This window comes from Lentilactobacillus kisonensis DSM 19906 = JCM 15041 (genome assembly GCF_001434135.1).
GTDB classification, from domain to species: Bacteria; Bacillota; Bacilli; order Lactobacillales; family Lactobacillaceae; genus Lentilactobacillus; species Lentilactobacillus kisonensis.
This window is the reverse complement of the sequence record NZ_AZEB01000010.1, coordinates 33,878-56,578: the sequence shown is the minus strand read 5'-3', so window position 1 is coordinate 56,578 and position 22,701 is coordinate 33,878. Positions and strand designations below refer to the sequence as shown.

The window sequence follows — 22,701 nt, the reverse complement described above, 5'->3', positions numbered from 1 at the left end:
TCCAATGATTATTGAGAGTCGACGGTCGTGGGTTGAGCAATTGTTTGTCGCAATTATTATCCTGATTATCTTTGTTTTTATGGCTTTTGCGCTGTTTGATAGTGGTGAAGTGACGTATGCTAAAGCGCGATTGTTGTTCTCATTGATTGTTTTATTTATTATATACAGGGAGGTTGGCACGTTTAAGGTAACCAAGCCCAGAGTAAAACTTTCAACAAATTTGAAACTTTGGTTTATGATTATCGGGATTAGTCTGATTGTGATGGCATGGCAAGAACAGTTGCCGTCGCGGATATTGCTGAATTTAAATTCAACAACGCTAGCCGAAAATACAATGTTTGCTTTAGCGGCAGGGATCTTTGAAGAAAGTCTGACTCGTGGGTTGTTCTTTTCAATCTTTCTGCAAAACATGCAATATCGCAGCCGGTCTTTGAAATTTACCCGGTCGGCACTTTATTCGGCGTTGATATTTGGTAGTCTCCATCTCATGAACCTGAGAAGTGGTAATTCAGGAGCGATCATTCAGCAAATCTTCTACGCTTTTGCGTTGGGAGTTGTGTTGGCCGCAATTCGGGTGACTACAAATACCTTGTTCTGGGGGATCGGCCTTCATTTCCTGATGGATTGGCAGCCAGGAATTGCAAGCACCCCAAGCGTCGCAACCAGTTGGCTCCCCGTTTTGTTAATCTTTGGCAGTATGTTGGTTATTGGAATTGTTTACTTAGTTAAATTTGATCATGCGTATGAAAAGCAAAGCCGATTAACGATTAGTTGAATGACTATTTTTAATATGAGCGAAGGCCACCACTGTTCTTAATCTTGGAATGATGGCGGCTCTTGCTTATATATTGCTTCAAAACGTTTGCCGAGAAGAATTTTTGTTCCCTAGTTTTCAAAAACGGTCAATTTTTTTAAATTTCAAAAAAATATTGAGATGTAAAAACGTAATTAATATGTATGGGGAAAAGTGAGGTGAACCTAACTGTTTTTACTGGTAATCAGCCAGAGAGCATCGGGAGAAGATCCCAGATTGCTCATTGTTAGCAACTAATGATTCTTTCAGAAAGTAGTGATTCTAATGATTATTAAAAGTCGACGCTCATGGGTCGAACAAATCCTGGTAGCAATTGGTTTCCTGATTGTCTATCTCGGTCAAATGCTTCTGCTTCAACGAGCCAACAGTCTGGTCTTTGCAGTCACCCAACTGATTTTTGGCGGCATCATCTTATTACTTGTGTATATCGAAGTTGGGACATTCAAAGTGACGGTGCAGCGGCCTAAATTCACGACCAATTTGAAAATATGGTTAGTGATATTTGGCCTTACCGTTATCGCAATATTATGGCTGGAGGACTGGCCTTCAACTGTGATGGCAACTTTAACGAGTCAGCATTTGGTTCAAAACACCTTGGTTGCGCTGGCAACGGGGATCGTTGAAGAGTGTCTCACGCGGGGACTGCTTGTATCAGCTTTGTTACAAAATCTGCGACGTCATAATCAATCGCTGAAAATAACGAAGGCAGCGGTTTATTCATCACTTATATTTGGGTCACTTCATATGATGAATATTTTTTCCGGCAGTTTCGAGGGCGTCGCGCAGCAAGTCCTGTATTCCTTTGTATTTGGGATGTTATTGATGGTTATTCGGGTAACTACCAATACACTCATTTGGAGTATTGGCCTCCATTTTTTGATCGATTGGCAGCCTGATATTGCTAATGCGACCTCTGGGACATCCAACTGGTTTTCGATCATTGTTGTGTTTGGGTTTATCCTGGTCGTCAGTCTGATTTGCTTAATTAAGTTTGATCGAAACCTTGAACATCAATCGGGTTTGAATTCTGATTAAAGCAAATTTAGGCCCCCGCCGCAAAGGTAAATTGCGGCAGGGGCCTTTTTGAATGCCATTATTGAATTGTTGTGATTCCAAGCAGCTACTGGCTTGAATTACCGTGCGGAATGGGTGGATGGTGTTGGGAGCGGGATTTTCTTTCCTATATAGATTAGGAATTACTCTGCCAGGCAGGAGCTTTCCCGTAAGTACCTCAAACAAAATTCCAAACTTTTCCATTACATAGCCGAATGGTGTTCTGCAAAGTAAAAAGCTGCACCTAAGTCAGCCCCAAGCACATGATTCTTAGCAACATAGTGGAAACGTGCTACACCAAGCAGAAAGCTGCACCTAAGTCACTCCGTTCAAAAATCCAAGCCCAGGATTTCTGAACGGAGTAACTTAGGCTCCGCTTTCTAACCGCTTGGTTCCGCACTCTTACTCAATCGAAACCAACTGCACATTACTAGCACCATCAACTTTTTTGATGCCATTAAGCAAATTATCAACGGTGCCGCTAAAATGGCTGAGATCCAGTGAAATGACAATGCTGGCAATATTATGGATTGGGATATTTTGGTTGATCGTTAAGACGCTGGCACTGGAATCCGAGATGGTTCTGAGGACCTCCGACAGGATGCCCCGCTTATTTTCTAGCATGAGCGAGATGACTGCTTTTCGGTCCATCATATTTTCTTCTGGCAGAAACACCAGATCTTTATATTTATAATAAGTTCCGCGACTGATGCCAACGATCTTAACCGCTTCGCTAACCTGGCGGACCTTACCGCTTTCTAGTAATTGTCTAGCTTGAATGACCTTGTCAAAGGATTCAGGGAGTATTGAACTATCAACGATGTAGTACTTTTCCACGTTCACTTACCTCACTTGTTACGCCGGTCGAATCGACTGTCAGTTTGCGAATTTGCCAAGCTGGAAATGCTGCTTTGGCATTAACAACGATCTCATCAGCAGCTTGTTGGCTGGCAGTAATGGCCATCATGGTTGAACCGCTGCCACTGATATACATTGTACCGCCAGCTTGCTCACAAATGGCCTTGACGTCGCCATAATCTGGAATTAATTTGGCTCGGTACGGTTCGTGCATTCGATCATCGCAAGCTTCGTGAATCATGTGCATATCACCGAGTTCCAAGGCCTTGGTCATCGCGGCACAATGACTGACTTGATGAATCGCATCAGCGTAACTCATGGTTGTTGGTAACACCTTGCGGGCTTCATGAGTGCTGACTTCATAATCTGGAATCAGTGCAACAAAGTGCAACTGTTGGTTGACCTGATATTTAACAATCTGGGGGTCATCGTGATCATCCATAAAGGAGACACACAAGCCACCGAGAATGGCTGGGGTAACGTTGTCTGGATGGCCTTCCATTTGGGTTGCCAAGCGTAACAATTGTTCTTCAGAAATACCGCCACCATACCACTCGCTGGCTGCTTTTAGACCAGCAACCACACAAACGGATGAGCTGCCAAGCCCGCGGGCAACCGGAATATCACTCTCAACGGCAATCTTAACGTTGGGGATCGCCTGATTGAGAAAGGTACAGCCCTTAACAAATGCCTGATAAACCAGATTATGCTCGTTTTGAAATTCTTTAGGCGAGCCACTAATTTCTAAGTGATGAGAACTCGGTTCAAAGGTAATTGTTGAGTAGTATGAAACCGCCAGGCCAAGGCAGTCGAACCCGACCCCAACATTGGCGCTAGTTGCTGGAACTTTGATGGTTATCATAGAATACCTCCTCAACCTTCGCCTTCACGTAATCACTCATTTGATTCTTTTCAATGACACTTTGATGTCGAACTGGCAAGTCCCAGACCTGACGTAAATTGTCGGAAATTGGGACATGGGTTGCCGTTGAGAGGTCCTTCATGACTTGAAGAACATCATCGGCAGTCTTTGGCAATACCGCGTTAGCGACGGCATTAACAAATTTATATGGGCTGGCAGTGCTCAACAGGATCATTGGCGTTTCGCTATCAAGCTTTTGGTAGTCACGCATCACCTTATAGCCAGCGGCAGTATGGGGATCCATTAGGTAGCCGTTGTGATTGTAAACATCTGAAATGGATTTTTCGATTTCATCGTCGGTACTGTAGCCGCAATAGAAATCTTCTTGGATACGAGCCAATACGTCCTTAGAAACCTTGTATTTGCCGCTATCTTCCAAGTCATCCATCAATTGCTTAACGTACGCAGCATCTTCGCCACTCTTGTAATACAAAAGCCGTTCAAAGTTGCTTGAAATTTGAATATCCATACTTGGCGCAACTGTTTGGAAGAATGGGCGGTTGCGATCGTAAACACCGTTTTGGAAGAAATTTGCCAGAACGTTGTTTTCGTTGCAGGCAACCACAAATTTATTAACCGGCAGGCCGAGTAGCTTAGCGTAATACCCAGCCAAGACGTCACCAAAATTCCCAGTTGGCACAGTGAAGTTAACTTTGTCGCCAGCTTTGATTGTCCCATTATTAACGAGCTGTTTATAAGAATCGAAGTAGTAAACAACTTGGGGGATGAGCCGGCCGATGTTAATTGAGTTAGCACTTGAGAGGCTAACCTCGTCACCGAGGGCTTCTTTGAGCTTGGCATCGTTAAAAATTCGCTTAACGTTGGTCTGAGCATCGTCGAAGTTGCCTTTAATGGCCGCTACCTTTGTGTTATGCCCACCGGTTGTGACCATTTGTAATTTTTGAATGCTGCTAACGCCACCGTCTGGATAGAACACGATAATGCCCATATGGTGGAGGTCCTTGAATCCTTCAAGGGCTGCTTTGCCAGTATCACCACTCGTGGCAGTGAGAATCATTACCTTATTATTAGCAGTCAGCGCGTGTTTCATTAATTGAGGGAGTAGCTGGAGGCCAACATCTTTAAACGCGCTGGTAGGGCCATGAAATAGCTCCAACACGTGGAAGTTATCAACATCGACGACTGGCGTAATTTTATCAGAATCAAAGCTGTCGCGGTATGCATTATCGATACTTTCCTGGACTTCAGCTGATGAAAAGTCTGGTAATAGTTTTGTGAGGACGGCTTGCGCAATTTCTTGGTACTTTAATGTAATTAATTTTTTTAGGTTAACTTGGGTGTCACCAAGGTTTGGGTAAACAAACAGCCCCTTATCATCTGAGAAGCCCTTTTTAATTGCCTGCTTGGCGGATATTTTAACGGAATTGTCTCTGGTACTCGTATAATTTTTAGTCATTTGCTGTTAACTCCTTGCATTTCTGTGATTACTATGATAATCTGTTTTCATTAGAAAAACAAGTGTTTATTATCTGTGAACACAAATTGATGGGGAGGTTGTCACGTTGAATATCGCAATATTAGGGTTCGGAACAGTTGGTACCGGGGTTTATAAAATTATTAACCAGGCCAACCGGCAGACCCAAAACCTCCACGTTAAGCATATTTTAATTAGAAAAAATAAAAAGCCTGATTTGCCGGAAATGACGGATGATATTGATGCTATTTTAAATGATAAAGATGTTGACGTGGTCGTTGAAGTACTTGGCGGCATTGAACCAGCGCATCAATACATAATCGCGGCGCTCAAGCATAAGAAGCACGTGATTACCGCTAATAAGGCTGTCATTGCTCAGTACATGGCTGAATTTACCAAAGTTTCCAAGGAAAATGGCGTTAAGTTCTACTTTGAATCTAGTGTTGGCGGCGGCATTCCTTGGATCCAAGGGTTAGAGCGGGCATTGCGGATTGATGACGTTAATAAGATTCAGGGAATTTTTAACGGTACGTCTAATTTTATCCTTGACCAAATGCACCGCACCGGCGAACCGTTTAATGACGTATTAATGCAGGCGCAGCAGTTAGGGTACGCTGAAGCTGATCCCAGTGCTGATATTGACGGTATTGACGTTGCCAATAAGCTATGTATCAGCGTTGACATTGCCTATGATCTATTCATTAAGCCAGACGGCGAGCTGCCAATCTTTGGGATTAGAAACATCACTGAGGATGATATGGCTCATTTTGATCAACTGGGAATGACGGTCAAGTTGATGGGGATTAGTCATCAAGTTGGCAACGCCTTTGATTACGTTGTTGAGCCGACTTTGTACTATGGTGATGCACTGGAAGCCCACACAACGGATAATTACAACTTAATCTCACTTCATGGCAAAACGATCGGTGTTTTGAAATTTATGGGCCAGGGAGCTGGTCAACTACCGACCGCCAACGCCGTTATTCAAGACATTTTAGATATTTTTCAAAACAAGGAACATCTCAAGCGGGAATTTAAGAGCACGTTCAAGTACCGTTCAGATTTAACCAAAAATAACTACATCGTTAGAACCGAAATTGATTGTTCGCAATTATTTAAACGATTTGAGCCAGTCGTCCGGGGCGACTACCTAGTGGTTCATAACGTTCCGGTTGGGGAAATGCACCGGTTGATGAAGCGGGTTTTACAAAAAGACGAAACGGCTTTTATGGCAAGTTTACCAGAGAAACGGGAAGGGGCAGCAAAATGAAAGTAGCAAAGTTTGGTGGCAGTTCAGTAGCTGATGCGGGTCAGTTCAAAAAGGTCCGAGAGATTGTTGAAGCAAATGCTGACCGGCGGGTTGTCGTTGTGAGTGCAGCTGGTAAAAGTGCAACTGAGTCAATTAAAGTAACTGACTTGTTAATTGAAGTTGAAAAGTTAAGGGATGCCGGTGAAGATTATCGCCCCGTTTTTAAACACATTGAGCGGCGTTTCGTGGGGATTCGGGATGCATTAGGCTTAAACGTTGCAATTGAAAATGATTTACAGAAAATCGAAAAGCGCATTGAAAATTGCAGTCATGATTATTTGGTATCGCGGGGTGAGTTTTTAACCGCTAAGCTGATGGCCGACTTCTTAGGATTTCAATTCATCGACGCTGCCCGCTTCCTAGTCTTTGATGGTCACAAGGTTAATTACGGTGAATCAATTAACCGGCTTCGGGATTTTCTAAGCGTTAATACCCAAATTGTTGTTCCCGGCTTTTATGGGGTCGACGAAACAGGTCAAATTCATATTATGGCTCGTGGTGGCGGCGACGTTTCCGGGGCTGTTCTGGCAAATTTGGTGGATGCTGACTTGTACGAAAACTGGACAGACGTTTCTGGTATCAAGATGGCGGATCCCCGGATTGTTGATCATTCCCGGCGAATTAATGAACTCACTTACGACGAATTGCAAGAATTATCGTACATGGGTGTCAGTGTGTTTCAAGAAGAGGCCATTAAGCCGGTTGAGCAACGCCAGATCCCAATCGCTATCTTGAATACAAATCATCCAGAAGAAGATGGCACGCTCGTCGAGAAGACGGTTCACCGCGATCAGGATCAATTGGTAACTGGGGTTGCTGGTAAGAAAGACTATGTCATTATTTCAATCAAAAAGTATCAATTAAATAAGCGATTTGATATTATGGCAAAGGTTTTTTCTGAAATTCAGCGATTTAATGTGCCATTTGAATATGTATCGTCAGGAACAGATTCGTTTAGTTTCCTAGTAAAGAAAGACCAATTAGCTGGTCAACTCAATGCCATCCTAACTGCCCTTAAGAAATGTGACCTGGACAGTGTGACGTTGGATCAAGACGTTGCGTTAGTGGCCGCCGTTTCACATGAACTCAGTGAACGGCCAGCCAATGCGGGGAAAATCTTAGACTTCTTGAACGATAGCCAAATTAAGGTCCACTTGGTGATTCAAGAGGGTAGTGATATCAAGGTGGTTTTTGGGGTTGCTAACAAAGATTACGAAAAAACGATCAAAAAGATTTATCGGAATATTAATTCGAAGACTAAAAAACTCAGAATGGCGATTTAATTTTGGCCGACCGTTTCTTCAAGCTAAATGGTTGACCGCCTCTTCCAATAACGATTAAGTTAATCATTGCCGTTTTCTGGTTAGTGCTGAATGTGCCCGCGTTCAGCACTATTTTTATCCTCAAAGAGAGATGTAACAGAAAAAGCTTGATTTAAGGGAATATCCAAAGGACGTAAGGAATAGCAGCCAACATTTTCCCCATTGGTGATATGTCCGTCCAGTTTGTTATCAAAAAAGGAGGCGACCGCATCGATTAAGATGTAACTGCCACCTTCTTTTGACGTTTAAATAGTCATTTTTTTAGAAACCTGGGTAATTAATTCAGTTACGGACGTTAAGAGTGGTACTTGCAGATCTTCATCACGGACTAATAAATAGAAATCGCGAATAAACGTATTGCCTAAAGTTTCTACCTGAACGTTTTCTGGAACGTCTCGAGAAGAAAGCAGTGCTTGGCCGACGCCGGTTGAGACAATCCGGCGAATTAAGCCACTGTTGTTCACGTGGATGAGCCGAATGGGTTGGATGTCGGCTTCCCTAAAGTATTGTTCCGTGTAGTAGCCAATTCCAGATCCCGCCTCACGAGTAATCCACGTACCAGTTGGGGTGCCAGCCTTAACCAGCTGGTCCTTGCCAATTGATATCCGTTTAACGTGTTCGGTTACCAAGGGTTTCTCAATGATCCCCAAGTCAATTTGGTAGTCTTCCAGCTGGGTTAAGACTCCTTCAGAATTTGAAACGGTCACGTCGTAGTTAATGTGGGGTTCGGTTAAATTCAATTGGTTAGCAATTTTCGCAAATAAGATGCGCGAAATGGTTTGGGAGATCCCAAAGCGCACGTGAGCTTTCTTGCTGGCTTGCAAGTCGACAATTTCTGTATGAATATCATGCCAATCATCTAGAATTTTGGCGCTGCGTTTATACAAAATATCTGCGGCCGGGGTTGGGACACTTTCTCGGCGGCTCTTGCGCTCGAATAGTTCTGTATGTAGTTGCGATTCCAACTGCTTGATTTGATTGGATACAGTCGGCTGGGTAATGAAAAGCTGCTGGGCCGCTAATGAGAAGCTGTGGGTTCGGTAAACCACCATGAAAGTTTCTAAAAATTTAAACATTTAATCATCACCTATAAAGTTCCCTTATAATAAATATTGATATTATTGATTTTATTTATTGTATCACAGTCGGTATAATGAAAATCATCAAATAGGACAGTTGCGCCAGGCAGAAACCTCCATATAAGCACCTTGGGCAAAAATCTCAAAACCAGAGATTTCTACCCAAGGAGACTTATATTCCGGTTTCTAAGCGCCTGACTCCGCTCACTTTATTAGGACAGGAGAAAAAATATGAAATTATTCTTAGAAAAATTACCATTACCATTATGTGGCTTAATCCTCGGGATTGCGTCATTAGGAAACTTGTTCAAAGCAATCGGATTCCCAGTCGCCGGAAATGGTTTAGGCATCTTGTCCTTATTCTTGATCCTATTAATAATTGCCAAAATTAGTGTTCATTTTAAAAATAGCTTGATGGATTTAAATGATCCAGTGATTGCGTCGGTTGCACCCACTTTTACGATGTCGTTGATGATTATCAGCACGTTTTTGAAGGCTTGGGGATTGCCAATTGTCGCAATGGTGGTCTGGCTAACAGCCATTGTTTTGCAGTTTGTGATTATGGGCTATTTCATTTATCGTCACTTGTTGCGGCCTTCTGTTCAATTGGATCACGTTTATCCAAGTTGGTTTGTGACTTTTGTCGGGATTGGGGTCATTCCGGTAACGGCCAGTGCGTTTATCCCCGCAATTGGTGGGCCGGTCTTATGGCTATCACTAGGTTTGTACGCAATCCTATTGCCGATCGTTTGTATCCGTCTGCTTAGACGGGAATTCATGTTTGAAGCAACTTTACCGCTATTGACCATTATGGCAGCTCCGGCTTCACTGTGTCTGACTGGTTATTTATCAATGGCACAATCACCTTCATGGGGATTTTCATTAGTCATGGTATTGTTAGCACAGGGATTATATTGGGGAACGTTGATCAAAATTTTGAAGTACGTCAAATTGTCATTCTATCCAAGCTTTGGGGCGTTCACATTCCCGCTGGTTATCTCAGCTACCGCGTTAAATTTATGGAATCACAGCTTCAACCTGGCAAATGGGCTAAATGCAGTCATTGGCACTGTCGTTGACGTGGAAATTACCTTGGCAACGGTTATGGTGGCATTTGTCGTTGTCCGCTATGGGAAATTTTTGTTAAAACTTGCAGTTGAAGGGTTTCAGAGTAAAAAGGTCATAACATCAGACGATGAGACGGTTGGTAAGTAGTAGAAATCCAATTTGATAAAAATAATCACAAAAAAGTCTGGCTGCCATTTTGGCAGACCAGATTTTTTGGCGTTATCGATTAAAGGCTTCTAGATATCTAACCGTTCCGTTGACGTTACTTAAGCCATTTGGAACAAGCTGTTTGACCATATAAGTTTCGTTTGGAACGGGGAATGGCGGCTTAATCCCATAATCACTAGCTTTATGATAACCAAACCTCGGGTAGTATTCTGGCCAACCAAGAACGCTGATAAACTTGTATCCCTGGTTAATTGCCCGGTTCTCAAGTTCATTGATGATAGCAGTTCCGATTCCAGACTTCTGAAAGTTTGGTTGAACAGCTAACGGAGCTAGGCAGAGACCTGTAAACGAGTTGGCAGCGTTAATCACCTTGATTTCGCTTAGTAAACCGTGACCGATGATTTGATTGTCATCATCGGCGACGACTTCTAGCTTTTTGTGATAGGAAGGATCTAAGCGAATGTTACCAACGAGTTCGGCCTCATTACGATAACCATTGGCCGTTTTAGAAAACGTCGTCCTAAGCAGATCAGCCACTGCTGAGTAATCTTCTTGGCGAATTGTTCTGATTAACATCATAAATTTCCCCACCTTTGTGACGTCTCCATTGTGAAACAAATCTTGGTTGATTGGCAACTAATTACAATTTAAATGGTTGTTAAAACGCAAACCACAATTCAAAAATCGAAAACCTTGATTGCTATCGAGGTTTGTTAATTCTTCTTGAGAAGAACATATTAATAATCATGATGACTAAGCCGATGATTAGAAAAGCAAAGGCAATCTGGTTTTTCCCCACTGCCAAAAACGCCATTGCCCCTAAACAAAGGATTAGTGAAACCACACTGGCAATGGTCACTAGGATTCTCACTTAACTCACCTCATTTTTTGAAATGTAATGCTGTATAAAGTATAACGGAAATTAGCGATACTGCCAAAGCACCTGCAATAGTAACTAAGTGATAAAAAATAATTGAACTTAAACCGTTGGTAAAATGGCATTTTGATGAGACTGCCCTAATGAAATTTTAAAAAAGGTGTTGACAGGATCATCTCTAAGGAGCTACACTTCATTCAACATTTAAATACGACTAAATGATTTGAGTCGATGGAGTCGCGTTACAGTTTTACAAAGAGAGTACCGATTTGGTGTGAAGGTATTAAAACTGTGAAGGCAAAAGATCGATCCAAGTAAGTTCACTTTTCGAGGTGAAATGGTGGCACCCATTAACATGCAGCCCCTAAGAATTCGTTTCTTGTGGGTTAAGAGGAATTACTTGTAAGGGTAATTCAAATTAAGGTGGTACCACGTTGAACTTAACGTCCTTTGGTTTTAATAACCAGAGGGCATTTTTTAGTTGGTTTTAAGTGAGCGTATCCAAGCGGTTAGAGATCGGAGTGTAAGTCTCCTCTGGAAGAAATTCCCGGGTTTGGAATTTTTCTCAAAGGTGCTTACACGCAGATTATTGCTTTGCGCAGCTGTCCTAATCAAAAATAAGAGGAGTGGTCATTATGAAGTACGGCATTATTGGCGCAGGCGCAATGGGAGTAAGGTATGGCGTAATGTTACAAGAAAAGGCCGGAGTCGACGTTGACTTCATCGAGACCTGGGAACCCAATATTAAGCAAATTCGTGAACAGGGTGGCGTCTCAGTTGCTCGTGACCACCAAAATAGACGGGTGATTCCCATCAATATTTATCGGCCAGAGGAATATCAGGGGCACCCAGATGTTTGGATTGTGTTTAAAAAGCAAATGCAGTTAGCTGATGAATTAGCGCGGGATAGTGCCGCTGGGATCTTCCACGATGACCAATATGTCTTTTCAGCCATGAACGGAATGGGACATTTTGAAAAAATTGCGACCTATTTCCCTAAAGCTAATATCATTTGTGGCACGGCGATGATTGCCACGCGAATGGATGGCCCAGCAGACATCGATTTTATGGGAGCTGAGGGTGATGAAGTGATGCACATGGCCCGCTATAATAATGAAAAGCCGGATGCAACCACTCAAGCAATCTTTGATGACTTTACGAAAGCTAAATTAGGGCCAGTTTTTGCCGATGAGTGGGAGGGCATGTGTATGTCAAAAGTGGTCTTCAATGCCGTGACAAACACTCTTTGTACCATGTTTGAAATGCAGATGGGCCAGTTTATCGAATACCCAGGGGTCCGGGAGATGTCCCGTCAGTTATTTGACGAAGCCTACGATGCTTGTGAACGGGCGGGTATTTACCTCATTTCAACCCGTCAAGAACAAGTTGATTCCGTTATCACCGTCAGTAAGGAATACAAGTATCATTACCCATCAATGTACCAAGGCTTTTCCAAGGGTCGGCCAACCGAAGTTGATTATATCAATGGTTATATCGCCAAGATTGGCCGCCAGCACGATTACGTCTGCCGCACGCACGAGTTTGTGGTTCACGAAGTTCATATGGCTGAAATGATGCGAAAGTACCATCAACCACAGGAAAATGTCGTCGATAGTAACAAGAAAGCAGGTGTTCGCGTATGAGTTTCCAGTTTTCAAATCGAGTTCCGAAAAGTGATAGCGATCCGGTGGGCGATATTTTAAAGGTTGCTGGTAGTCCTGATATTATCTCATTCGCGGGTGGGTTACCCGCACCCGAATTGTTCCCGGTTGAAGCATTAAAGCAAGCAGCTGATAAAGTTTTTGATAAAAACGGCCGCTCAGCTTTACAATACGCTTCGGCAATCGGCAACCCCGACTTAAGAAACCAAATCACCCAGCGAATGAATCGGCAGGGAATCAATTGTGATGTTGACAATATCATGATCACCACTGGTTCTCAGCAATCAATTGATCTAACAGCTAAGATGTTCGTTAACCCGGGTGATACCGTCATCGTGGAAAAGCCGACCTATCTATGTGCCCTAGATGTTTTTAAGAGCTATGGTGCCCATATCGTCGGGGTTGAAATGGATGATGACGGCATGAAGATGGCCGATTTACAACAAGCCGTCGCTGATAATCCAAATACCAAGTTTATTTACACCATTCCAAACTTCCAAAATCCAACCGGGCGGACGATGACCGCTGAACGGCGCCAACAAATGGTCGAAATTGCTAATAAAGCTGACATTATGATTATGGAAGACGATCCGTACGGGGCAATTCGGTTTGCTGGTGATGATATTGAACCGGTTAAATACTATGATACTGAGGATCGGGTAATTTATTTGAGCACCTTCTCGAAGATCTTAGCACCAGGGTTGCGGTTGGGCTGGATGGTCATGAACAAGGATTTGATGCCTAAATACAGCTTGATGAAGCAGTCTGCCGATGTTCATTCTGATAATTTAACACAGTATATCGTTGCTCAGTTTATGGCAGATAACGATATTGATGACCATATCAGTAAAATTCGTAACGTTTACCGCCAGCGAGAAAAGGTGATGATGGCTGCAATTGAAAAATCATTCCCAGCGGGGGTTCATTACAGTCATCCCCAAGGTGGCCTGTTCATCTGGGTCGAAGTGCCGGGTGATATTGATACCATTGAATTATTCAAGACGTGCGTCGGCCATAACGTTGCCTTCGTACCAGGAGAGCCGTTCTACCCAGACAAGGTGACCCCAGGAACCTTTAGATTGAATTTCTCAAACATGTCAGAAGACCAGATTAAGGTTGGTATTAAACGGTTAGGGGATGCGATTAAGGAAACGATTGGAGTAGGTCAACGAGCAAAAGTAACGGAACAGTCCTAATTATCAAATTCGGTTAAGGGGATGGTACTCGCATTCTTAATGAAGTAGTGTAACATTGTATGAATCTATATTCACATAAGCATCACTTCAGGCAGCAGCCTGACACATAATATAGCAGTGTAAATTATATGATAACTATCGTGAGTGGTTATTATATGTTTCATTAAATAATTGGAAATTAGATCTGGTTAGAAGTTGTCATGATTTCGCTTTTAACTGGGTCTAATTTTTAGATTGTTTTATTTTTGACGTAGGAGATACCCGCAATTGTTAACTGTCGGGTCTTTGTCGTGGCGCTGTCGTGTTACCGTTGCGTAAGATGTGCTATCTTTTAGGTGAATCATAAATGCACGAGTGATTTAAATTTACTTGAAAGGAGTATTCGAAGCGGTAATTAAGCTAGCTCATGAACCCCTTCGAAACCTTAATGATGACTAAAACAAGAATTGCAAGTTTACGAAAACAACGTGGTTGGACTCAAGAACATTTGTCCGAAGTGAGTCAAGTTAATACGCGGACAATTCAGAGATTGGAATCCGGAGAAGATGGTAGCTTGGAGACCTTGAATTTAATTGCAAAGGCACTAAACGTTCAAATAAATGATCTATTTGAGTCACTCCCAGACTCAGATAAAGGCCAAGAAATTATGACGTTTGATCATAATAAAGCAGAGCAAACTCGCAAATGGTCTGCGTTGCAAAAATTCTATCATACCTGTATCAACATCGGGTTCATTGTTTTAATGGTGTTGCTGGCAGCGCTACTTTCCTTGACATATAATGACATGATATTAGATGTTGGTGGTATTGTTTGGCTGATTTTGTGGCCAGTGGGATTTGGCGTTATTAAACTTGTTGAAGTCAATTGGCTGGATCCACAACTTTTTCGGAAATTCCCATTAGCGGAAAGCTTAAACTCAGCCTATACTCAGCAAGGAAGCGGTGGTCCTGAAATAGCATCTAAAAAGCACACCATATTATGGGTTATCGGTATCGTTATTTTGGGAGTCTTGATTATATGGGCAATTTTCAACTTTTATCTGATTAAAATCTTTGGAATTTGATTGGTGAGAGACATCTTTGTGTTGGTTGGGATGTACCAGCATGATTAATTAAAGTGAGAATTAGAAAAGGTATCATAACGGGTCCAGGTAGAAGCTGATGACATGTAGCTTCTGCCTGGACTTTGTACGGTTCATGTTGCTTTTGCTATTTTTACTAAAATTGCTATCCATTTTATGTTAGTAAATGGTACGATGTATAGGTATCAATTTATTTCAGTCATAGGGGGACAGCTCATGAATTCAATCGCAAACTCAAACGCAAACCAGAATGATACCAAACAACATCCATTCCTTGCAATCACCGTTGTTGCCCTAATGACCTTTATGGGGGTCTTAACGGAAACCTCAATGAACGTGACCTTCCCAACTCTCATGAAACACTTTCAAATTTCACTAGCAACGGTTCAGTGGGTGACGACAGGGTATTTGTTGACAGTGGCGTTACTGACCATCACCTCAGCATTTTTAAAACGGCGATTTACGAATAAGCAATTATTTATTTCCGCTGCCCTTCTTTTTATTGTCGGCGATATTATGTGTGGGCTTGCTACTTCTTATTGGCTGCTTCTAATTGGGCGAATTATCCAAGCTGGTTGTGTCGGCTTAACGGGTCCTTTGATGAATAACATTATCCTCGATGTCGTTCCACCGCATAAACTAGGCACATACATGGGAATGGCTAACCTAATCGTGTTGGTAGCCCCTGCGATCGGGCCAACTTTTGGTGGGGCTGTCGTGGCGTTTGCCAGTTGGCGAATGATCTTTTGGATTACTGTGCCGGTTACTTTGGTGCTGCTCATTTTAGGTGTGTTGATTATCAAACAATATTCACCAACCGAACACTATGAGTTTGACTGGTTGCGGTTTGGGCTACTTTCTATTGGCCTGATTAGTTTATTGATGGGGTTCAACATCCTTGGGCAGCCCCATGTCTTAATTAAATTTTCGGTCTATATCATCCTAAGCGTTGTGATGTTCGGCTTGTTTGGCTGGCGTTCTAAGTATAGTCAAAAGGCCCTTTTCAAACTATCAGTTTTTAAACGATCCGCTTTTTTGTTTAGCTTCTTACCCTACGTTTTACTGCAATATTCGAATATTGGGATTAATTTCATGTTGCCGAGTTATGTACAAATGGTCAATGGTGCCAGTTCCTTTATTGGTGGGTTGATTTTACTTCCCGGAAGTATTTTGAACGGGTTTGGTCAGCCATTGTATGGTTGGATGCTGGATCATTTGGGGGGTAAGTTACCGCTCTACTTGGGGAACACCCTTTTCTTTATTCCTTTGGTGATCTTTACAATTTTTGGTCAGCATATCAGTATCATGAATATTATTATCTTATATACGATTTTTGCGGCGGGAAGGTCAATGGCCTTTGGTAATAGTATGGCGTACGGGCTTGAAAAGTTGAATCGGGATGAACGAAATGATGCCAATGCACTATATGGCACCGGGAATATGGTCGCGGGTTCATTAGGAACAACGATCATTGCGACGTTGATGACCTCGGTTAATCTGGCGAACTTTTCTAACGCCGAAAATATTGCGGCCGGCAGTCAGGTCGCTTTTGGTATGTTGGCTTTTATTGGAATTATCAACTTTATCCTATTTCGCAAACTATTTCGGTCCGCAAAATAATTTGGTTACTGAGAAATTAGTGCTACCAATGGATTCACCCAAACTACAATAAGTTATTTTCACATTTTTTAAGAAAAGTGCTTGACATTCTCATAGTGAGTGGATAAAATTCTAAGCAATGACAACGAGATATGCAAAAAACGATGCGTAGAAGAGTAGTTTTCATAACGACTTGAAGAGAGCCTCGACTTGGTGCGATGGGGCAGTCGGATTGATAACGAAAGTAGTCTACAAGTTGTAACGATGATTTTCAATGTAGTCGTTACTGGGAATGCGCCCATTACCGCAATGGAGTATCACTTAGGCTAAGCCGGCTTGGCCTAGGTCGTACTTTTCGAGCTAATTATTGTGAGATAATTAGGAATAAAGGTGGTAACACGTGCAGACGTCCTTAGCTGTTTATAAAACAGCTAAGGACGTTTTTTTCGTTGTCAATCAAATTTAGTCAAATAACCGATTCACACAGGAGGAAATGCGATATGGACAAAAAGATTTATTTAACGCGTAAGCAATACATTATTACCGCATCATTATTATTTGGGATGTTCTTTGGTGCTGGTAACTTGATTTTTCCGATTCATTTAGGGCAAATGGCTGGTCAAAACTGGCTACCTGCCGCCATTGGTTTCTTAGTTTCTGCAATTTGTTTGCCATTGTTATCGATTTTATCTATTAGCATGACTGAAAGTAGCAGTATGTACGACTTGGCATTGCCCGCTGGGAGAATCTTTGCCCTGGCGTTCCTTATCTTAACCCATTCGTCATTAGGGCTATTGATTGCATCACCCCGGACAGCAACCGTAACGTTTTCAATGGGAATTCAACCATTTATTCCTAAGGCTTGGACGCAAATGAGCCTCCTCATTTTCTCACTGCTATTCTTTGGAGCAACACTGTTACTTGCCTATAATCAGAATAAGATCACTAGAAACGTTGGGAAGATTTTGAACCCAATTCTGGTATTGTTGCTAGCATTCCTATTCTTCGTTGCCTTTTTCTTAAAGGGTGGCGACATGCGCAGTATGTCACTCCTGCCAGCAGCTGGTAAGGGAACTGGTTCATTAATCAATGGTTTTCTACAAGGGTATAACACGATGGATGCCTTAGCCGGCTTAGGATTTGGGGTTACCATTGTTACTGCACTTAAGCTCTTTGGTCAAAAAGACAACCGGCAACGTTCCAAATCAGTTGCGTGGATTGGCGCGCTGACGATGGGATTTGAAGCCTTAATTTACATTTTCCTAATTGCTTTAGGTGCTTCTAGCTTGTCATACACTAAGTTGAGTGCTGACGGTGGTACCGCATTTACCACCATTATGCAGCACTACACTGGCATGGCTGGTGCTTCAATCTTAGCTGCCTTAACGCTGATTGCTTGTTTAACAACCTCAATTGGGCTTATCACGTCACTTTCCCAAGATTGGGGCCGCCGATTCCCTAAGATTGGTTACCACCGTTTCTTGATCTTTGCGACAATCGTTTCGTTCTCCATTGCCAACTTCGGATTGGATCAAATTATTTTGTACTCCTCACCAATCTTGAGTTTCCTTTACCCGCTGGCAATTGCGCTGATTATCCTGGGCATTATGCGGCCGTTGATTGGCAGACGCCAATTAATCTATAAGTCGACGATTGCTTTTACCATGATTCCCGCTATTCTGGATTTAATTCACAATTTACCACCAATCTTTGCCAACACAGCCTTCATCTCTGCAATTAACACCTGGGCCGGCAATCATATCCCGCTATATAGCGTTGGCTTGGACTTCTTCCCATTCATGCTAATTGCATTATTGGGCAGCTGGGCAATTTCAAAGTTTACTAAGGCCTCTTTACCAGAATCTGAGAGTTCTACTAATAACAATTAGAATGATAAGATTTTAATGGCATACCTGTTTGACATAGCGTTCTTTAATCTTGGCTGAATAGCCACACATAGAAAACAGACTAGCGAGGTTGATGCAAGAAATCATTTTGCACCAACCCCGCCAGTCTGTTTTTTACCCTTCTTTTAACATATCGTGATTGCGATTTGGTTTGCGGATTCGCCGCAGCGTTTGTGCGAAAGCTGCTTGGGCGTTCCTGTTTTTTAAAATGAGGAAGACAACGATCAATTCAATAACTCGGGTGATGATAATAAATTCAGTCAGGTAGATGGGCATCCCTGACCCCGCAAATGTACTGGAAGTGGTCATTGGGTAGCCAATCAGATCAATCATAAGATGAAGGATGACGGTAATCCAAATTGTCCCTGTATATAAGGTGATCACGCTGAATAACATGCCAACCCCAAAGGCGGCAAAAATTTGTAAACCAGTTTGGAGAAGTTGTTGTCCAGAGAATAAATGTTCAGCGTGAAACAACCCGAATACGCCAGAACTAATCAAAGTTGCCCACACGACCTTCTTTTGATCAGACTTTGCTTTAATTGATAATAGCGGCCATAAAAACAGGTACCTAAACATAAATTCTTCTCGAATGCCAACCCACAAAATCGTGAATGAAATGGCCGCTAGGGAATGGGTATCAATAATAAGTTGAAACCTTGTAAACAAGTGTGACCAACTACCAGCGGACATTCCTAAGTTCAGTAGGCCGGTCGCAATGGCTAAGCTTAACCACCAATAATTAACTTTCGAATTAATTCTAAACCGCGGAAAACGGTAACCCCACTGGTTCATAGCATAAATGGAAATACTAAATGACATTAAGAAGGATAACCACATGATTGGATTACCGATGTTAATTGAAAAGTTCAGGAATCGAAAACTAAACCACATTAAGGTAAACGTCATCATAAGCGTAATGCTACCAGCGATCTGCCATCCAATTGTTTGAAATGACAGCAGCGTGACCTTTAGGAATGGCAATGAAAGTAATCCAAAGCAAGTTAAAACAATAATGGCGACAAACCAGTTTGCAATCGCTAATTTTGCAACAAGTGGTGCGCCTAGCAGACAGATTGCAAGACTAAGTGAGGAAGGAAAAACACCAATTAATAATAGTTTAAAAAAGTTATTAGCAATTATCAGCGCCCGCCTTGGCTGACTCATCAGCGGAAGTGCAGCCATTAAATTGACGATAACGAGGATCAACGAGCTATTTGGAACTGGTAGGAAGCTGATCTTCAGTAAAGATATCGTGATCACTACGAGTGCAATTAATAGGCACTCAATTTTCAATAATAAAAAGCCTGATTTTCGATTCAAGACAATTTCCTCCGTTAACTTTTATGCCAGTTGATCGTCATCGGTGGCATCATCGGCTACATACGTCAGAATGTCACCAGGCTGGCAATCTAGTACTTTACAAATTCGCGCTAAGGTCGCAAACCGAATTCCTTTGGCCTTACCGGTTTTCAGTATTGATAGGTTGGCAGGGGTGATGCCAATCTCCGCTGCCAGCATCTTAGAGGTGATTTGACGGTCTAAAAGAACTTTATCGATGGTCACTTTAATCAATGGCAAGCCACCCCCTAAACGATTTTATTGGAGTCATCTTGAAGCTGAATACCATATTTGAAAATAATGTAAATGGCATAAAGCGCAAACCACATTAATAGACTGATGCCGCTACTGGATTGATCTGAACCGATTGTCCCAATGTCTAACCCAAAACTACCAGCAATAACTGAGCCTAAGTAGTCCCAAATAATAATGGCACCATATCCCCAGAGGACGCCTTTGATATAGCGAAGCGTGCTTGTTTCGAAGAAAATCTTGTGCTGGACGTTTTGAATTAACTTGAAGACGGACCAAGCAATTAAGATTGACATTGCGATGATGAATAGTAAAAATAAAATCGCAAACAGGATTGCCCATGGGCTGTTAACGTTGCCGATACCACTCAGGATATCGTGCAGAATCCCCAGTCTCGCTGATGGATTAACTAAAGCGACGACTCCTAAAATCAAAAAGATTAACGTAAGTGTGCCAAATCCGATAATTAATGAAGCTAAAATAATAACGCTGATCACATACATCATTGTTAACAATGAACTTGAATATTTATTGGTCATATCAATCACTTTCCCTTCGTCATTATTGTATAACAGAAATAAATTATTGCAAGACAATAATTTATTATTCTTTTACAGAAATTATCAAAAAAAGAAGAACGGTAATTAAAGCGATTAGTTTCCAGAATATAAGTAAAGGATCCGAATATCTGAACTTCAGATATTCGGATCCTTTACTTATATGGCCTTAAGCTGATTTATTTTCGACGTTTTCGTAGTGTCACATTCTAAAATAGAACGTAAATGACATTTTTTGTCCTACTTTTTTTCTGGGGCTTGAAGATTAACTGACGTCAACTGATAGTTTCTTGATGTAAACATTACAGGAATGGTACGATAAACAAAATGTTTAATAATAAATGTAGGAGAAAATGATGGCCTTAAAATATTCGGTTGTAGCTTTAATCTTGTTATCAGTTCTGTTGCAAATCACGATTCAGTTTAACTGGCTTGAGGAGTTAAACATGGTCATGATGGCTTGTTCTATCGTTGCAATTATCGTTGCGCTTGTGCTAGTTGTGACATTTGGGGATGTGAAGACTCATCGGTAATCAAAAAATGCGATGGATTATTTGGATTGTCATTGCGCTACTAGTTCTCGCTGGTCTTGACGCATACTTTGATCATTATCGGAGTGCGCTTGGTGATATTATTTTGGCACTTATATTACCAGTTATAATTTGGAGACGGAAATGATTAATGCCAGTCAATTGTGAGCCTTGGCCACTTCCTTTGCCATTGCTTTTTCAAAATTCGGTTGCGATAAATCTTGAGGTGGGCTTCGTCTTTCCTAAATAGGGGGATTGGCTGACACCTCATATTAATCAGGTCATCCGTGCCATACGGAGCAATGAGTTTCAAACCGCCGTCAAGAAGGTAAGCGCCGATACAAGTTGGGGTTTCAACGAAGTGGGCGATTGCATCTTCAACTGAGGTAAACATCGGGCTGTTGGGAAAGTCATAGTCATTCATGTAAACTTCATTTTTGACCTGCCAGTTAAATTCTGAAGCGCAGTCGTTCAAATCTTGTTGAATTAACCTATCAGTGCTTTTGGGCATTGTTGGGTCGAAAAAGACAACATCAATATCGTTAATAAGGGTAATTGGTTGCTCGCTTAATGTTTGCCAAACGGTGTTACGAATACTACCAGCGGCAAGGGCGGCTTGCTTTAAATGAAGGTCGTGGATAATCTTAAGGATTTTCATTAAGTTGGCATTGTCGCGGATAATGGATTTAATCTGTTTATCAGATCTTAGCATTGAGATCCTCCCAATTGTTAGCATGTCAGTTAGTTCAGTGCGTTTCGTTTCAAAAATAACCGCCAATACTGTTGGTACAGTTTGACCAACGCAGGTGCTGACAATGTATCGAACACCTGTAAGGTTTCCGTTACTGCTTTTTTTCCTTTGACATTATCACCCGCTAAATACAATCGCAAACCTTCCAAAAAGTGCAGTTCGCTTTTCTCATATAAATACTGTTGATTATGAATGCTTTTGTGAGCCAAGCTAATTAGCGTTGAAAGGGCCTTTTCGTTTCCAGCAAAGGCCATTATTAACGCAGCCTTTAAAATAATGTACAGAAAATCTGCTTGATGATTCCAATTGACGTCAATCGTTTCTGAGCCATTTTTAACCATTTGTTTGGTCAAAATAAATACCTGATCAGTTGAAAAAAGTGTCAGGGTTGCCATGAAAAGGCGGCCTTCGAAGTGGGTCCAGGTTTCGGTTCCAAACAGGTAATCGTAGACGAACTGCCGCTGGCTGGCGGATAATGGTTGACGGGCTTGAGACTTAGCCTTTAAATAGTTGAGGTAATCGTGATCACTACCAGTTTGGTAATATTGCCGGCGGTAGGAATCGGGGTGAGTGAGCTGCTGGTTATCTACGTAATCGGTGGTTTCCTCGTAGTGAAAAGCTGGTAGTTGACCGTTTCGAACCGCGTCCAGATAAATAAATTCGGTCACGGAAACGTTGATGTTGACTAATAAATCGACCATTTTGGCAAAGGAAATATTTGAAAGGCCCCGCTCAAACCGAGATAGAAACGATTTGGAAACGACACCGGCTGCTGCTGAGGCAATGCTGATGCCCTTTTCTTTTCTTAGGTGTTTAAAAGTCTTCCCATAGTGTGTCATTAACCCCTCCTGTGAACTATATGCAACTTTTGATTTCAATTATAGCCACAATGCTATACTGATGCCATATTTGGAGGAAAAT

22 protein-coding genes and 1 other annotated feature are annotated in these 22,701 nt (G+C 42.0%); of the genes, 11 read left to right on the top strand and 11 right to left on the bottom strand.

The genetic code is table 11. The features are described from left to right. The first annotated feature begins 4 nt into the window (after positions 1-4). Positions 5-775, top strand: coding sequence for a CPBP family intramembrane glutamic endopeptidase (locus tag FC98_RS06780; protein WP_008856486.1), 771 nt, complete (start codon positions 5-7; stop codon positions 773-775). 303 nt (positions 776-1,078) lie between these two features. Next, on the top strand, positions 1,079-1,849 hold the full coding sequence (locus tag FC98_RS06775; protein ID WP_008856487.1) for a CPBP family intramembrane glutamic endopeptidase: 771 nt from the start codon (positions 1,079-1,081) through the stop codon (positions 1,847-1,849). Between the two features lie 420 nt (positions 1,850-2,269). Here the strand turns inward: FC98_RS06775 and FC98_RS06770 are convergent, their stop codons facing one another. The 3 genes from FC98_RS06770 to thrC are packed head-to-tail and all read right to left on the bottom strand — an operon-like array spanning position 2,270 to position 5,064. Continuing rightward, the gene (locus FC98_RS06770) at positions 2,270-2,704 is read right to left on the bottom strand and encodes an ACT domain-containing protein (protein ID WP_008856488.1); all 435 of its coding nucleotides are present in this window, start codon (positions 2,702-2,704) and stop codon (positions 2,270-2,272) included. Beyond that, positions 2,682-3,587, bottom strand: coding sequence for a homoserine kinase (thrB, locus tag FC98_RS06765; protein ID WP_008856489.1), 906 nt, complete (start codon positions 3,585-3,587; stop codon positions 2,682-2,684). The genes FC98_RS06770 and thrB overlap by 23 nt, the downstream gene beginning before the upstream one ends. Beyond that, positions 3,559-5,064, bottom strand: coding sequence for a threonine synthase (gene thrC, locus FC98_RS06760; protein WP_008856490.1), 1,506 nt, complete (start codon positions 5,062-5,064; stop codon positions 3,559-3,561). Before thrC ends, thrB begins: the two co-directional genes overlap by 29 nt. Before the next feature lie 106 nt (positions 5,065-5,170). Here thrC and FC98_RS06755 point away from each other — a divergent pair, with 106 nt between their 5' ends. Together FC98_RS06755 and FC98_RS06750 are read left to right on the top strand one after the other, a co-directional pair. Further along, a complete protein-coding gene (locus FC98_RS06755; protein ID WP_008856491.1) occupies positions 5,171-6,352 on the top strand; it encodes a homoserine dehydrogenase in 1,182 nt (393 codons plus the stop codon). Further along, a complete protein-coding gene (locus tag FC98_RS06750; protein WP_008856492.1) occupies positions 6,349-7,674 on the top strand; it encodes an aspartate kinase in 1,326 nt (441 codons plus the stop codon). Before FC98_RS06755 ends, FC98_RS06750 begins: the two co-directional genes overlap by 4 nt. Before the next feature lie 284 nt (positions 7,675-7,958). Here FC98_RS06750 and FC98_RS06745 read toward each other — a convergent pair whose 3' ends face one another. After that, the gene (locus tag FC98_RS06745) at positions 7,959-8,789 is read right to left on the bottom strand and encodes a LysR family transcriptional regulator (RefSeq protein WP_008856494.1); all 831 of its coding nucleotides are present in this window, start codon (positions 8,787-8,789) and stop codon (positions 7,959-7,961) included. 234 nt (positions 8,790-9,023) lie between these two features. On the opposite strand from FC98_RS06745, the gene FC98_RS06740 reads away from it, so the two are divergent. Further along, positions 9,024-10,007 (top strand): TDT family transporter, encoded by a 984-nt coding sequence (locus tag FC98_RS06740; RefSeq protein WP_008856496.1) that lies wholly within the window; start codon positions 9,024-9,026, stop codon positions 10,005-10,007. A gap of 72 nt (positions 10,008-10,079) precedes the next feature. On the opposite strand, the gene FC98_RS06735 is transcribed toward FC98_RS06740, so the two are convergent. Both FC98_RS06735 and FC98_RS14660 read right to left on the bottom strand, forming a co-directional pair. Next, on the bottom strand, positions 10,080-10,604 hold the full coding sequence (locus FC98_RS06735; protein WP_040471366.1) for a GNAT family N-acetyltransferase: 525 nt from the start codon (positions 10,602-10,604) through the stop codon (positions 10,080-10,082). Positions 10,605-10,728: 124 nt separating this feature from the next. Continuing rightward, positions 10,729-10,899 (bottom strand): hypothetical protein, encoded by a 171-nt coding sequence (locus FC98_RS14660; RefSeq protein WP_008856498.1) that lies wholly within the window; start codon positions 10,897-10,899, stop codon positions 10,729-10,731. 641 nt (positions 10,900-11,540) lie between these two features. On the opposite strand from FC98_RS14660, the gene FC98_RS06730 reads away from it, so the two are divergent. The 5 genes from FC98_RS06730 to brnQ all read left to right on the top strand — a co-directional run bounded on the left by FC98_RS06730 (position 11,541) and on the right by brnQ (position 18,331). After that, a complete protein-coding gene (locus FC98_RS06730; protein WP_056949345.1) occupies positions 11,541-12,548 on the top strand; it encodes a ketopantoate reductase family protein in 1,008 nt (335 codons plus the stop codon). Next, the gene (locus FC98_RS06725; protein ID WP_008856501.1) at positions 12,545-13,762 is read left to right on the top strand and encodes an aminotransferase-like domain-containing protein; all 1,218 of its coding nucleotides are present in this window, start codon (positions 12,545-12,547) and stop codon (positions 13,760-13,762) included. The genes FC98_RS06730 and FC98_RS06725 overlap by 4 nt, the downstream gene beginning before the upstream one ends. A 406-nt stretch (positions 13,763-14,168) precedes the next feature. Continuing rightward, positions 14,169-14,825 carry a helix-turn-helix domain-containing protein gene (locus FC98_RS06720; protein WP_008856502.1) on the top strand — a complete coding sequence of 219 codons (657 nt, stop codon included), beginning with the start codon at positions 14,169-14,171 and terminating at the stop codon, positions 14,823-14,825. Positions 14,826-15,068: 243 nt separating this feature from the next. Next, positions 15,069-16,463: an MFS transporter gene (locus tag FC98_RS06715; RefSeq protein ID WP_420805286.1), complete on the top strand. Its 1,395-nt coding sequence runs from the start codon at positions 15,069-15,071 to the stop codon at positions 16,461-16,463. 134 nt (positions 16,464-16,597) lie between these two features. After that, positions 16,598-16,859: a binding site (T-box leader), on the top strand. Between the two features lie 83 nt (positions 16,860-16,942). Continuing rightward, positions 16,943-18,331: a branched-chain amino acid transport system II carrier protein gene (gene brnQ / locus FC98_RS06710; RefSeq protein ID WP_008856504.1), complete on the top strand. Its 1,389-nt coding sequence runs from the start codon at positions 16,943-16,945 to the stop codon at positions 18,329-18,331. A 132-nt stretch (positions 18,332-18,463) separates the two neighbouring features. Here brnQ and FC98_RS06705 read toward each other — a convergent pair whose 3' ends face one another. Genes FC98_RS06705 through FC98_RS06695 form a run of 3 tightly spaced genes read right to left on the bottom strand, consistent with a single transcriptional unit; the run spans position 18,464 to position 20,481 of the window. Beyond that, positions 18,464-19,672: a CPBP family intramembrane glutamic endopeptidase gene (locus FC98_RS06705; RefSeq protein WP_155805106.1), complete on the bottom strand. Its 1,209-nt coding sequence runs from the start codon at positions 19,670-19,672 to the stop codon at positions 18,464-18,466. Between the two features lie 21 nt (positions 19,673-19,693). Further along, positions 19,694-19,930, bottom strand: a complete 237-nt coding sequence (locus FC98_RS06700; RefSeq protein ID WP_172633917.1) for a helix-turn-helix domain-containing protein — start codon at positions 19,928-19,930, stop codon at positions 19,694-19,696. A gap of 8 nt (positions 19,931-19,938) precedes the next feature. Then, complete coding sequence (locus tag FC98_RS06695) at positions 19,939-20,481, bottom strand: hypothetical protein (protein WP_156637242.1); 543 nt, start codon at positions 20,479-20,481, stop codon at positions 19,939-19,941. Positions 20,482-20,852: 371 nt separating this feature from the next. Between FC98_RS06695 and FC98_RS14655 the strand changes: the two genes are divergently transcribed. Beyond that, positions 20,853-21,032: a hypothetical protein gene (locus FC98_RS14655; protein ID WP_008856508.1), complete on the top strand. Its 180-nt coding sequence runs from the start codon at positions 20,853-20,855 to the stop codon at positions 21,030-21,032. Between the two features lie 145 nt (positions 21,033-21,177). On the opposite strand, the gene FC98_RS06690 is transcribed toward FC98_RS14655, so the two are convergent. Then, positions 21,178-21,741 carry a nucleotidyltransferase family protein gene (locus FC98_RS06690; RefSeq protein ID WP_054654879.1) on the bottom strand — a complete coding sequence of 188 codons (564 nt, stop codon included), beginning with the start codon at positions 21,739-21,741 and terminating at the stop codon, positions 21,178-21,180. A gap of 29 nt (positions 21,742-21,770) precedes the next feature. Continuing rightward, the gene (locus FC98_RS14225; RefSeq protein ID WP_082602802.1) at positions 21,771-22,619 is read right to left on the bottom strand and encodes an Rgg/GadR/MutR family transcriptional regulator; all 849 of its coding nucleotides are present in this window, start codon (positions 22,617-22,619) and stop codon (positions 21,771-21,773) included. Positions 22,620-22,701: the final 82 nt, after the last annotated feature.

Coding starts and splice junctions, on each gene's coding strand:
- FC98_RS06725 (WP_008856501.1), top strand. CDS start 12,545: ATGAGTTTCCAGTTTTCAAATCGAGTTCCGAAAAGTGATAGCGATCCG.
- thrC (WP_008856490.1), bottom strand. CDS start 5,064: ATGACTAAAAATTATACGAGTACCAGAGACAATTCCGTTAAAATATCC.
- FC98_RS06730 (WP_056949345.1), top strand. CDS start 11,541: ATGAAGTACGGCATTATTGGCGCAGGCGCAATGGGAGTAAGGTATGGC.
- FC98_RS06720 (WP_008856502.1), top strand. CDS start 14,169: ATGAACCCCTTCGAAACCTTAATGATGACTAAAACAAGAATTGCAAGT.
- FC98_RS06735 (WP_040471366.1), bottom strand. CDS start 10,604: ATGTTAATCAGAACAATTCGCCAAGAAGATTACTCAGCAGTGGCTGAT.
- FC98_RS06745 (WP_008856494.1), bottom strand. CDS start 8,789: ATGTTTAAATTTTTAGAAACTTTCATGGTGGTTTACCGAACCCACAGC.
- FC98_RS06690 (WP_054654879.1), bottom strand. CDS start 21,741: ATGCTAAGATCTGATAAACAGATTAAATCCATTATCCGCGACAATGCC.
- brnQ (WP_008856504.1), top strand. CDS start 16,943: ATGGACAAAAAGATTTATTTAACGCGTAAGCAATACATTATTACCGCA.
- FC98_RS14655 (WP_008856508.1), top strand. CDS start 20,853: ATGATGGCCTTAAAATATTCGGTTGTAGCTTTAATCTTGTTATCAGTT.
- thrB (WP_008856489.1), bottom strand. CDS start 3,587: ATGATAACCATCAAAGTTCCAGCAACTAGCGCCAATGTTGGGGTCGGG.
- FC98_RS06775 (WP_008856487.1), top strand. CDS start 1,079: ATGATTATTAAAAGTCGACGCTCATGGGTCGAACAAATCCTGGTAGCA.
- FC98_RS06750 (WP_008856492.1), top strand. CDS start 6,349: ATGAAAGTAGCAAAGTTTGGTGGCAGTTCAGTAGCTGATGCGGGTCAG.
- FC98_RS06740 (WP_008856496.1), top strand. CDS start 9,024: ATGAAATTATTCTTAGAAAAATTACCATTACCATTATGTGGCTTAATC.
- FC98_RS06780 (WP_008856486.1), top strand. CDS start 5: ATGATTATTGAGAGTCGACGGTCGTGGGTTGAGCAATTGTTTGTCGCA.
- FC98_RS06695 (WP_156637242.1), bottom strand. CDS start 20,481: ATGACCAATAAATATTCAAGTTCATTGTTAACAATGATGTATGTGATC.
- FC98_RS14225 (WP_082602802.1), bottom strand. CDS start 22,619: ATGACACACTATGGGAAGACTTTTAAACACCTAAGAAAAGAAAAGGGC.